The 11849-nt window shown below is 73.7% G+C and carries 8 protein-coding genes; 1 reads left to right on the forward strand and 7 read right to left on the reverse strand.

The window, feature by feature from the left end:
* Window positions 1-17: 17 nt before the first annotated feature.
* The 3 genes from SLAV_RS15360 to guaA all read right to left on the reverse strand — a co-directional run bounded on the left by SLAV_RS15360 (window position 18) and on the right by guaA (window position 3882).
* Window positions 18-1283, reverse strand: a complete 1266-nt coding sequence (locus tag SLAV_RS15360; RefSeq protein ID WP_030230816.1) for a hypothetical protein — start codon at window positions 1281-1283, stop codon at window positions 18-20.
* 102 nt (window positions 1284-1385) lie between these two features.
* Entirely contained in the window at window positions 1386-2156 is a 771-nt protein-coding gene (locus tag SLAV_RS15365) for a class II aldolase/adducin family protein (protein WP_030230814.1), read from the reverse strand.
* Window positions 2157-2289: 133 nt separating this feature from the next.
* Window positions 2290-3882 (reverse strand): glutamine-hydrolyzing GMP synthase, encoded by a 1593-nt coding sequence (gene guaA / locus SLAV_RS15370; protein ID WP_030230811.1) that lies wholly within the window; start codon window positions 3880-3882, stop codon window positions 2290-2292.
* Between the two features lie 343 nt (window positions 3883-4225).
* Between guaA and SLAV_RS15375 the strand changes: the two genes are divergently transcribed.
* Window positions 4226-4495: a chorismate mutase gene (locus tag SLAV_RS15375; protein ID WP_030230809.1), complete on the forward strand. Its 270-nt coding sequence runs from the start codon at window positions 4226-4228 to the stop codon at window positions 4493-4495.
* Window positions 4496-4752: 257 nt separating this feature from the next.
* On the opposite strand, the gene SLAV_RS15380 is transcribed toward SLAV_RS15375, so the two are convergent.
* The 4 genes from SLAV_RS15380 to SLAV_RS15395 all read right to left on the reverse strand — a co-directional run bounded on the left by SLAV_RS15380 (window position 4753) and on the right by SLAV_RS15395 (window position 11848).
* Window positions 4753-6459: an LPXTG cell wall anchor domain-containing protein gene (locus SLAV_RS15380; RefSeq protein WP_030230807.1), complete on the reverse strand. Its 1707-nt coding sequence runs from the start codon at window positions 6457-6459 to the stop codon at window positions 4753-4755.
* A 167-nt stretch (window positions 6460-6626) separates the two neighbouring features.
* Complete coding sequence (locus SLAV_RS15385) at window positions 6627-8408, reverse strand: GMC oxidoreductase (protein ID WP_030230805.1); 1782 nt, start codon at window positions 8406-8408, stop codon at window positions 6627-6629.
* A gap of 10 nt (window positions 8409-8418) precedes the next feature.
* Window positions 8419-10050: a succinic semialdehyde dehydrogenase gene (locus tag SLAV_RS15390; RefSeq protein ID WP_030230802.1), complete on the reverse strand. Its 1632-nt coding sequence runs from the start codon at window positions 10048-10050 to the stop codon at window positions 8419-8421.
* Between the two features lie 160 nt (window positions 10051-10210).
* On the reverse strand, window positions 10211-11848 hold the full coding sequence (locus SLAV_RS15395) for a serine/threonine-protein kinase (protein WP_030230800.1): 1638 nt from the start codon (window positions 11846-11848) through the stop codon (window positions 10211-10213).
* Window position 11849 lies beyond the last annotated feature (1 nt).

The raw sequence follows: 11849 nt of genomic DNA on the forward strand, positions 1-11849 counted from the left end.
CCCCATGTGTACCCCCTTCACTCGGCCACGTCGATGGCGTAGCGGTTGGATTCCACTCCTGCGGCGGTCACCACCTGGACCTCGGTGCGGCCCGGTTCCACTTCCGCCGGCACCGGAACGGTGAGCACCGCGTCCGACGGATTGGTGAACCCGCCCGCCACCGGGACCAGCGGCACGTGGACGTGGACGGCCCCGATCCGTACCACCAGACGGGCGAGCATCTCCGGCGTCTGCGCCCCGGGCGGTACGAAGCCCACCCCCCGGATCTCGATGTCGTCCCCGGGGCGGACGGCGGCGTCCAGGTCCCCGGGCTCCCGTCTGCGCACCACCGACAGCACGAGCGGACGGCTCCCCTCGGCGTACTTGGCCGCCAGGTAGACCACGGCCGACAGGGCCACCAGCATCGCCAGCGACCACGGCAGCCGCGGCAGCCGGTCCGGGAAGCGGGCCAGCGACACCGCCGCGTAGGCCAGCACCACCGTGGAGACCAGGACGTACTGGGCGTCGGTGAAGCTGCCCCGGCCCGCGTCGTCGGTGAGCAGGTCGGCCCCGCGGGGGCGGTCCGCCGGCAGCTTCTGGAGCCGCTGCCCCATGATCCGTACGGAGACCACCCGGCGCACCAGCACCGCCACCCCGGAGGTCAGCCCGAGCACCGCGAGCAGGGGCAGGGCCCGGCCCAGCGAGAGCCCGTCGTAGAGGGCCTCCCGCTCGGGGCCGGGAGAGGAGGCCGCCAGGCGCAGCGCGGGCAGCAGCGCGGCGAAGGAGGTCAGCACCAGCCAGGCCGCCGGCACCGCCTTGGAGGTGGACAGCCGGTTGTCCTCGCCGACCAGCGGGGCCAGCAGCCCGCCGCGCAGCGACTGGGCCCGCGCGGCCAGGGTGAGCAGCCCGGCGAGCACCACGGCGGCGAGCAGCCCGGCGGTGCGGGCGGTGGACCAGCCGGTGCCGAGGGCGGTGCCGACCTGCACCACCAGCAGGATCCCGGCGGCGATCCACACGACGAGGACGGCCCGCCGGGAGAGCAGGTACAGCCAGGAGTGCCCGGCCTCCCGGCCCCGGTCGGCGACCGTGCGGGCGGACAGGGTCAGTTCGTCGGACACCCACTGGCGGGAGGCGCCGAGGGAGTGGGCCACGGCGGCCGGGACGCCCTGTCCGGCGGCGAACTCGTCGCGCTTCTCCAGGAAGGCGGCCACCGCCCGGCGGTGGCCCTCCCGGGCTCCGTGGGGGCAGTCGTCGCAGGTGCAGCCGCCGCCGTGGGTGCTTCGGGGGATCTCTTGGACAGCCACGTGCGTGCCGCCTCTCTGAACTCCGGTGCAATGCCAGCGAATTGTGCACCACTGCGGCAGTGCTCCGGATTGCGCACGATGTCAGAGCAGGTGATTAACCGTTCATGATGTTGACGCCACCCCTCCGGGCGCCTCCCGCAGCGGCTGGTAGCTCACCCACGCGGCCAGGTCCGAGCCGAACCGCGCGCGCGTGGCGACCGCGCTGCGGTGGTCGATGGGCACCGGCTTCCCGGCCGCCCGCGCGATCAGCTGCACCTGCGCGGCCCGCTCCGCCGCGAGGAACCACCACAGCGCCGCCTCCACCGAGTCCCCGACCGTCAGCAGCCCGCGGTTGCGCAGGACCAGCGCCTTGTACGGGCCGAGCGCGCGCCCGATCCGCGCCGGGTCCTCCGCCCCCGCGTACTCGTCGAGCAGCGCGTGGTCCTCGTAGAAGGCGCAGGCCTCCTCGGTGAGGGGGGCCAGCAGTTCCCCGAGGCAGGCCAGCGCCCTGCCGTACGGGCCCTGCGTGCGCACGACGGCCACCACCTGCGGCCGTTCCCGGTGGACGGCGGCGTGCACGGCGAAGGCCAGCTGGTTCACGCGCCGCTCACCGCGCAGCACCCGCCCTTCCCCGTCGACCAGCAGCAGATCGTCGGGGGTGAGGGCGCCGAAGGCCCGGCCGAAGGGGTTCACCCAGTAGCAGTCCTCGAACTCCGGGTCCCGTACGGAGACCTGGCCCGCCACCCCGTCCTCGTACCCGAGCCGCCCCAGCAGCCGCAGCCCCTCGGCGAGCCCGGCCTTGCGGTGCGCCCGGGTCTCCCCGGCGGTGGCGAAGACCGGCGGCATCGCGAAGCCGAGCCGCTCGACGGGCACGGGTACGGGCCGCTCGGCCATGTCGGTTCCTCCAGACTCCCAAGGTCGCGGCGCAAGGTACCGGCGCCCGCCCGAAGAGGCCATACACGCGGCGAAGCCGCCGCTCCCGAGGGGGAACGGCGGCTTCGTCACGCGGCGCGGGGCACGGGTGGGACTACTCCCACTCGATGGTGCCCGGGGGCTTGCTCGTGCAGTCCAGGACCACGCGGTTCACGTCCGGCACCTCGTTGGTGATCCGGGTGGAGATCTTGGCGAGGACCTCGTACGGCATGCGCGTCCAGTCGGCCGTCATGGCGTCCTCGGACGAGACGGGGCGCAGCACGATCGGGTGGCCGTAGGTGCGGCCGTCGCCCTGGACGCCCACGCTGCGGACGTCGGCGAGCAGGACGACCGGGCACTGCCAGATCTCCCGGTCCAGGCCGGCCGCGGTGAGCTCGTGGCGGGCGATGGCGTCGGCCTCGCGCAGCAGGTCCAGGCGCTCCTTGGTGACCTCGCCGACGATGCGGATGCCGAGGCCGGGGCCGGGGAAGGGCTGGCGCTGGACGATCTCCTCGGGCAGGCCGAGCTCCTGGCCGACCATCCGGACCTCGTCCTTGAACAGCTGGCGCAGCGGCTCGACGAGCTCGAACTCGATGTCGTCGGGCAGGCCGCCCACGTTGTGGTGGGACTTGATGTTGGCGGTGCCGGTGCCGCCGCCGGACTCGACGACGTCCGGGTACAGGGTGCCCTGGACCAGGAAGGCCACCGCCGGGCCGTCCTCCTGGAGGATCTCCAGCTGGGCCTGCTCGAAGACGCGGATGAACTCGCGGCCGATGATCTTGCGCTTGGTCTCCGGGTCGGAGACGCCGGCCAGCGCGGTCAGGAAGCGCTCCTGGGCGTCGACGACCTTCAGCTGGACGCCGGTGGCGGCCACGAAGTCCTTCTCGACCTGCTCGGTCTCGCCCTTGCGCATCAGACCGTGGTCGACGTAGACGCAGGTCAGCTGGGAGCCGATGGCCTTCTGCACGAGGGCCGCGGCGACCGCGGAGTCCACGCCGCCGGAGAGGCCGCAGATGGCGCGCTTGTCGCCGACCTGCTCGCGGATCGCCGCGATCTGCTCCTCGACGATGTTGCCGGTGGTCCAGGTCGGGGACAGGCCCGCGCCCCGGTAGAGGAAGTGTTCGAGCACCTGCTGGCCGTGCGTGGAGTGCATGACCTCGGGGTGGTACTGGACCCCGTACAGCCGCTTCTCGTCGTTCTCGAAGGCCGCGACCGGGACGACGTCGGTCGACGCGGTGACGGAGAAGCCCTCGGGGGCGGCGGAGCAGGCGTCGCCGTGGGACATCCACACCGACTGGCTCTCGGGGGTGCCCTCGAAGAGCGTCGAGCCGGTCTTGGAGACCGCCAGCGGGGTGCGGCCGTACTCGCGCGCGCCGGAGTTGTCGACGGTGCCGCCGAGGGTGGTCGCCATCAGCTGGAAGCCGTAGCACATGCCGAAGACGGGGACGCCGGCCTCGAAGAGGGCGCGGGCGTCGTCCAGGCGCGGGGCACCCTCCTCGTACACGGAGGACGGACCGCCGGAGAGGATGATCGCCTTGGGGTCCTTGGCGAGCATCTCGGCCACGGGCATCGTGCTGGGCACGATCTCGCTGTAGACCCGGGCCTCGCGGACGCGGCGGGCGATGAGCTGGGCGTACTGGGCGCCGAAGTCGACGACGAGAACCGTGTCCGGGGCGCTGTCGTGGGCGGCGGAGGGTGCTTCTGGCACGGGGCAGGCCTTCCGGCGGAAGAGGGTGGCTGTTTTGTCGATTCTACCGGTGGCGGCACCCGCCGTTTTGTCGCACCATCCAGTCCCCCGCCGTCTCACGATGCGGGCCCGGTTGACCGGGGAGTGGGGCGGAGGGTAATAATCCGTTCCATGCGCAAGCAGCTGAGCTTCCTCTTTACCTATGGCACCGGCCGGTCCGGTCGCCATGGGTCTTCGTGATGCTCGCTTGAGCCGCTGACTTCCCAGAGCGCCCCGGTCCGACAGGACCGGGGCGCTCTGGCGTTCTCCGGGACTGACGGACCTCCCCCGATCGTCCGTGACCCGTCCACGAGGAGAGAACGACATGTCCGTCATCACCACCGCCGCCACCCCCGAAGAGCTCATCGCCGACAGCCGCGAGCGGATCGACGCCATCGACGACCGGATCATCGGGCTGATCCAGGAACGGACGGCCGTCTCCACGGTCGTCCAGGAGGCCCGGATCGCCGCCGGGGGCCGGCGCGTGCACCTCTCGCGCGAGATGGAGGTGCTCGCGCACTGGAGCGACGCCCTCGGCAAGCCCGGCACGGCGCTCGCGATGACCCTGCTGGAGCTGTGCCGGGGCCGCGTCTGACGGGTGTTCGTCACCCGTCCGGGCCGTGACCGGCCCCACGAAACCTCGTTCTCGGTGTGGTCCGCGTCAGCCAGGCGCGGGTCCGCAGCACCACGCGTGGCTCCACGGGAGCGATGAGACGTGACGCCCGACGGCGTCCGTCGTGGGACCTCGCTCCCTCGCGTGACCGGACGGCAGGGGACAGCAGCCCGGTCACCCCGTGAGGACGGCCGGCCCGGGGGACGCCCCGGGCCGGCCGTTCCGCGTGTCCGGCTCCGCTACGCGCGGCCCGCCGCTCGGCGACGAAAGGCCAGGAACAGCGCGCCCCCGGCGGCCACCAGCGCGGCCCCCGCGAGGCCGACCACGCCCGCCGTGCTGCCGGTGGAGGCCAGCGGACCGCCGCCCGAGGAGGACTTCGTCGGCGTGGTCCCGGCGCTCGGGCCGGCCGACGGCGAGGCCGAGGCCGAGGCGGACGCCGAGGCGGTCGGCTTCGGGCTCGCCGTCGCGGAGGGGCTGGGCGCCGGGCCGGTGGGGTTCACCGTGAAGGAGGCCAGGTTGTTGGCCAGGACCGGGTCGAAGGGGTGCCGCTGGGGCTCGCCCCCGGGGCCGGGCCGGCCGACCGTGATCGCGCCCCGGGCGTCCGGGACGGCCTTGTCGATCCGCAGCTCGAAGGGGAACTCCGCCTTCTCGGACTCCAGCAGCGACGAGCCGGTGGTGCAGAGGTAGCGGGGCGCCGCCGCGGTGCCGGCGGAGCGGCAGGCCGCGGGGGCCGTGAGCACCTTCACGCCCGGCGGGACCACCACGTCCACGACGGCCGCCGGGGCGGTGGAGCGGGGCTCGAAGACCCAGGCCGGGCCCTGGTTGCGCACGGCGACCGCGGTCTTGACGGTGGTGCCGGCCTTGCCCTTGACGACGAGGGGCTCGGCCAGGAGGTCGGCGGTGTTCGAGACGGCGAACACGAACTCGCGCCGGTTGTCGGCCGGGTTGAGGTCGGGGCCCCGCAGCGCCGGGGTGAGGGCCGCGGCCCGCTTCTTGGCGGCGAGCTTGCGCCCGCCGGTGCCGCCCCCGCCACCGGCGGCGGGGGTCTTGCCCGCGGGGTCCTTCGCGGCCTGGTCACCGGGCGCGGGCTTGGCGTCCGCGCCCGTCTGCGCCTGCTCCGCCTTCACGGGGGCCGCGGCCGGGTAGATCCCGTAGCCGAGCAGCTCGGCGCGGGCGTGCCCGGTGGCCTTCAGGTGCAGGGGGCTGTCGCCGGCCAGCTCGTAGCTCGCACCGGCCTCGAACTCCCCGTCGACCGTGCAGACCGCGGTGGTGGAGGTGCGCGTGGTGCGGTACTCGCAGTTGTCGTACCGCTCGGCCAGCTCCATCCCGCGGCTGGCCTCCAGCTCCAGGACGACGCCGTTCGCGGACTGCGTGCCCCGGTTGGAGAACGCCAGGGGCAGCGGCTGGCTCTCGCCCGGCTTCGGGTCCCCCTTGAGCGCCATCTCCCCCATGACCAGGTCGGGACCGCCGACCGTGACCGCGGTGACGGCGGACCGCACGGTGGCCCCGGACACCGCGCCGGTGACCCGGATCTCGCCGGAGTCCTTGTTCTTGGCGTCCTTCGCGGCGGTGACCTCCAGGCCTACGCCGGGACGGGAGCCGGGGCGGACCCCCTGCTCGGTGCAGACGAGGGTGCTGGCGACGGGCTTGCACTTGGCGGCCCCGCCGGCGGCCGACTCCCGGACCGAGGCCACGCCCGCGAGCTTGGCCAGGTCGACGGTGAAGGTGACCTCGGTACCGAGGCCCTCGGCGGTGCCCGGGTAGTCCAGGCGCACGTCCAGGGCGACCGGCTTCGGGGAGCCCGAGGCCGGGTGGAGCGGGAGGGCGAGGGCGGCCGGGGCCGTCAGCGTGAGGACGGGTTCCGCGGCGAACGCGGGGGTGATGGCGGTGGCCAGCCCCGCGGCGGCCAGGCCGCAGGCGACCGGCAGGGAGATGCGCTGTCTCATGCCCCCTGTGACAGCCGGAGCCCGGCGACAGTTGCACTCTTGGGCGTGTGACCGACACCACACCCCCGGCGGGGGGATTCCGGTACAACCTTCTCCGGCAACCGCCTGTCCACTCTTGTACCGCGGTGGGTACCGCGCTCGGAGGGGGAGCGCGGTACCCACCACGGTCACAGCTCAGGTTCCGGTTGCCTCGGGGGAACCGCGGGGACCGCGAGGAAGGGCAGCCGCAGTGCACCGAAGGCCTCCTTCGGGACGGCCGGCCGGACCGGCTCCACCGCCGCGAGACGCACGTACGCCGCCCCCTGCTCGGGCCGCGGGTCCTCCTCGCCGTTGTTCGGCCAGTACGACATCGCCCGCTCGGCCTGCGCCGTGATCGTCAGCGACGGGTTGACCCCGAGGTTCGCGGAGACCGCCGCACCGTCGACCACCGAGATGCCCGGGTGCCCGTAGAGCCGGTGGTACGGGTCCACCACGCCCTCCTCGGGCGAGGCGCCGATCGGGCAGCCGCCGAGGAAGTGCGCGGTCAGCGGGGTGCCCATCAGTTCGCCGACGTTGCTGCCCGGGAAGCCGTTGATCTCCTCGGCCAGCAGGGTCGCGGCCCGGGTGGCCTCCTCGATCTGCACCGGGTTGGGGGCTCCGTGGCCCTGGCGGGCCGTCAGCAGGCCCTTGCCGATGCCGCCGGGCTTGCGGTAGGTCGTCAGCGAGTTGTCGAGGGACTGCATGACCAGACCGATGATGGTCCGCTCCGACCAGCGGCGGTTGGACAGCGAGCGGGCCAGCTGCACCGGGTGCTTCGCGGTGCGGGCGAACCAGGCCCGGACCCGGTGGCGGCCGTAGGGCACCTGGAGGATGGTCAGGAACCCCATGGCGTTGGAGCCCTTGCCGTAGCGGACGGGCTCGATGTGGGTGTCGGCGTCGGGGTGCACGGAGGAGGTGATGGCCACCCCCCGGGTGAAGTCCGCCGTCCGGTCGGCCCCGTGCCGCCTGCGGTAGCGGCGGTCGTCGGTCTGGGCTCCGACCAGGCCCTCGGAGTTGGTGCGGGTCAGGTCGCCGAGCCGGTCCGACAGCCGGGGCAGCTCGCCCCGGTCCTTCATGGCGTGCAGCAGGGTCTGGGTGCCGTACGTGCCCGCCGCGACGACGACGTACCGGGCCCGCAGCACCTTCGCGCGGCCCTTGCGGCGGTGGTCGGTGGGGACGGTGCGGACGCGGTAGCCGCCGTCGGGGTGCTCGGCGAGCGCGGTGACGGTGGTCATGGGGTGGATGACGGCGCCCGCCCGCTCGGCCAGGTACAGGTAGTTCTCGTTCAGGGTGTTCTTGGCCCCGTGCCGGCAGCCCGTCATGCACTCCCCGCATTCGGTGCACGCCGTGCGGGCGGGCCCGGCGCCGCCGAAGTACGGGTCGGGGACCTCCTGTCCGGGGCGGGCCGGCGACCCGCCCTCCGCGTCCTCGCCGTCGCCGAAGAACACCCCGACCGGCGCCATGTGGAACGAGTCCCCCACGCCCATCTTCTCGGCGGCGGCCTTGAGGTGGACGTCGGAGGGGGTGAGCGTCGGGTTGAGGCGCACGCCGAGCATCCGCTTGGCCTGCTCGTAGTACGGGGCGAGTTCCTCGCGCCAGTCGGTGACGGCCGCCCACTGCCGGTCCTCGAAGAAGGCGGTGGGCGGCACGTACAGGGTGTTGGCGTAGTTGAGCGAGCCGCCGCCCACCCCGGCGCCCGCGAGCACCATCACGTTGCCCAGGAGGTGGATGCGCTGGATCCCGTACAGCCCGAGGGCCGGGGCCCACAGGTAGTTGCGCAGGTCCCAGCTGTTGCGGGGCAGGTTCTCGCGGGTGAAGCGGCGCCCGGCCTCCAGGACGCCGACCCGGTAGCCCTTCTCGGTGAGCCGCAGCGCCGAGACGGACCCCCCGAAGCCCGATCCGATGACGATGACGTCGTAGTCGTACGGCACTGGCGTGCTCCTAACGGAAGCGGAGGGCCTTCATGACCTTGAGGCTGCGGGTCATGAACTCCGCGTACTTCGCGTCGTCCATCCCGAGCGAGGGCGCCATCGGCAGCAGCCGCTGGTGGGCCACGGTCTGGGCCTCGGTGTACTTGAGGATCCCCTCGGAGCCGTGGCGGCGGCCGAGGCCGGACTCCTTCATGCCGCCCATGGGGGACTGGGCGCTGCCGTAGGCGGGGGCGTAGCCGTCGTTGATGTTGACGGTGCCGGTGCGCAGGCGGGCGGCGACGGCGTGGCCGCGCCGGGCGTCCTTGGTCCAGACGCTGGAGTTGAGGCCGTAGGGGGTCGCGTTGGCCTCGGCGACGGCCTCGTCCTCGTCGGTGAACCGGTAGATCGAGACGACCGGGCCGAAGGTCTCCTCGGCGCAGACCGCCATGGGGGCCTCGACCCCGTCGAGGATGGTGGGTTCGTAGAAGAGGGGGCCGATGTCGGGGCGGGCGGTGCCGCCGGCGACGAGGGTGGCGCCCTTGGCGACGGCCTCGTCCACGTGCCGCTGCACGGTCTCCAGCTGGCGCGTCCCGACGAGGGATCCCATGTCGGCCCCGTACGCGAGGGCGCTGCCGAGCCGCATGGCCTTGGTGCGGGCGGCGAAGCGCTCGACGAACGCGTCGGCGATCGAGGCGTGGACGTAGAGCCGCTCGATGGAGATGCAGAGCTGGCCGGCGGAGGAGAAGCAGGCGCGGACGGCGCCCGCGGCGGCCTTCTCCACGTCGGCGTCGGCCAGGACGAGCATGGCGTTCTTGCCGCCGAGCTCCAGGGAGACCCCGACCAGACGGGCGGCCGCGCCCTGGGCGACCTCGCGGCCGGTACGGGTGGAGCCGGTGAAGGAGACGTAGTCCGCGTGCCGGACCACCTCGGGGCCGACGACCGGGCCCTCACCGAGGACGACCTGGAAGACCTCGGCGGGCAGTCCGGCCTCGATCAGCAGGTCACGGGCCCACAGGGCGGTCAGCGCGGTCTCGGTGTCGGGCTTCATGACCACCGCGTTGCCCGAGACGAAGGCGGGCAGCGCGTCGCCGACGGACAGTTCGAGGGGGTAGTTCCAGGGGGCGATCTGCCCGACGACCCCGCGCGGCTGGCGCAGCTCGGTGACCTTGGTCAGGGTCGGCATGGCGCCCGTGTGGCCCTTGGGGCGCAGGTAGGCGGGCGCCTTGCGGCCGTAGTGGCGGGCGGCGACGGCGACGGCCTGGACCTCCTCGTGGGCGTGCAGGCGCGCCTTGCCGGTCTCCAGCTGGATGAGGTCGAGGACCTCGCTCTGCCGGGCGAGGACCAGGTCGTGGAAGCGCAGCAGCACGGCCGCCCGCCGCCGGACGGGCACCGCGGCCCAGGCGCTCTGGGCGGCGCGGGCCTTCGCGAAGGCGGTGGCCACGTCCTCGGGGGTGGCTTCGGGAAGGTCCGCCAGCTTGTCCCCGGTGAAGGGGGTGTGGTTGGCGGTCCGCCCGGAGCCGATCACTCCGCGGGTCAGCCGGGTGACCAGCTCGGGGGTCACCACGTCGGCGGCGGTGCGCGCGCCGGCCGGGGCCGGGGCGACCGGGTTGGTGGGCTGCGGTGCGGTGCGGAGGGGGGCGGCGGGGGCCTGCGAGTCCGTCATGGCGGTGAGCGTATGCCGCCCGGAGGCCTTTGGGTACCCGTCGGTAACCGGATTTTGCCAAGTCTGCCAGTGAACACTGGCGCGATCGGCGGACTCTGGCGCGATCACCGCGCCGGGCGGCCGGACGTCCCCTCCGGCGGACGCCCGCGCCCGGCCCGCCTCAGCCCTTCTTCGCCGGGGGCTGCCAGCCGGTGAGCACCGTGTCGAACTGCTGGCGGATCTTGGACCACTCGTTCGCCGGACCGGACATGTACACCGCGTACTCGGTGTTGTCGGGACTGATGTACATCTGCTCGATGGCCCGGCGCGGGCCCGCGTGCGGCGCCTTCTCGGTCCAGGAGAAGTCCCAGAGCCCGGCCCGGGTCGTGTCCCGGAAGCTGTTCTGGTCCAGCACCTCGCGCTTGTAGTCCATGCGCTCCTTGAGCTGCTTCTCCATGTCGAGGAGGTGCGTGTACGGGTTCGGGTAGTCCGGGGTGGTGTCGATGGCGATCCGGATGAGGTGACGGCCGTTGTCGGGGGTGTAGTCGATCTGGTTGCCGTCCATCTGGCGCTTCCAGCCCGCCGGGACGAACAGCGAGAACCCCGCCGGGTCCTCCACCTTGACGAAACCGGCCGGCGGGGTCGCCACGGCGCCCCCCTTGCCGTCCTCGCCGGTACCCGGACGGTCCGGTGCGCTCGCCGGCTTGTCGGCGGAGCCCTCGTCCTGGACCCCCTCGCCCTGGCCGTCGAGGTACTTGAGCACCCCGAACACCCCTCCGCCGCCGAGCAGCGCCGCCACCAGGGCCACGGCCGCGGCCCGCTTGAGCCGCCCGGGCGGACGCCCGGCGGGGGCCGCGGGGGGCTCCGGCAGGAAGGTGGTCGGGGCGGGCGCGGCCGGCTCCGGACGCGCGGGCTCGGCGGACCGGGCGGGCGCCCGCTCCTCGGCACTGACCGCGCGCGTGGGCACGTACGCCTGCGCCGCCTTCGGCTCGCGGCCCTCCATCGCCTCGATCAGCATCCGCTCGGCCTCGGCGGCCGAGGGCCGCTGGCCCGGGTCCTTGCGCAACAGCGCGGTGATGACCGGGCCGAGGGCGCCGGACTGGCGCGGCACGGGCGGCTCGTCGTTCACGACGGCCTGGAGGCTGGAGATCGGCGAGGTCCGCCGGAACGGCGAGCGGGCCTCGACCGCCGTGTACAGGGTGGCGCCCAGCGACCACAGGTCGGAGGAGGGGTCGGGGGCGCCGCCGGTGACCCGCTCCGGGGCCAGGTAGTCGATGGAGCCGACCAGCTCGCCGGTACGCGTGATCGACGAGTCGCCCTCGATCGCGGCGATCCCGAAGTCGGTGAGCAGCACCCGGCCGTCCTTGGCCAGCAGCACGTTGCCCGGCTTCACGTCGCGGTGCAGCACGCCGACCGCGTGCGCGGCGCGCAGGGCGCCCAGCACGTGCAGGCCGATCCGGGCCGCCTCGCGGGGCTCGATGCGTCCGGCCGCCTTGGCGGCCTCCGCCAGGGAGGGGCCGTCGATGTACTCCATGACGATCCACGGCCGGTCGTCGTGTTCCAGCACGTCGTGGACGGTGACGACCGCCGGGTGCTGGATCCGGGCCGCGGCCCGGGCCTCCTTCTGCGTGCGGGCGTGCAGGACCTCCCGATCGGCCTGGGCCACGTACAGGCCCGCCGTCAGTTCCTTGACCGCCACGGTCCTGTGCAGAAGCTCGTCGTGCGCGCGCCACACCTTGCCCATGCCGCCGCTGCCGATGGGCTCCACGAGCCGGTACCGGCCCGCCAGCACCGCACCCGCACCTGTCTGCTGTTCCACG

It is taken from the genome of Streptomyces lavendulae subsp. lavendulae, assembly GCF_002803845.1.
GTDB classification, from domain to species: Bacteria; Actinomycetota; Actinomycetes; order Streptomycetales; family Streptomycetaceae; genus Streptomyces; species Streptomyces lavendulae.

Excerpts from the sequence above, each read along its gene's own strand:
- SLAV_RS15390 (WP_030230802.1), bottom strand. The coding sequence starts at position 10,050 with ATGACGGACTCGCAGGCCCCCGCCGCCCCCCTCCGCACCGCACCGCAG.
- SLAV_RS15365 (WP_030230814.1), bottom strand. The coding sequence starts at position 2,156 with ATGGCCGAGCGGCCCGTACCCGTGCCCGTCGAGCGGCTCGGCTTCGCG.
- SLAV_RS15380 (WP_030230807.1), bottom strand. The coding sequence starts at position 6,459 with ATGAGACAGCGCATCTCCCTGCCGGTCGCCTGCGGCCTGGCCGCCGCG.
- SLAV_RS15375 (WP_030230809.1), top strand. The coding sequence starts at position 4,226 with ATGTCCGTCATCACCACCGCCGCCACCCCCGAAGAGCTCATCGCCGAC.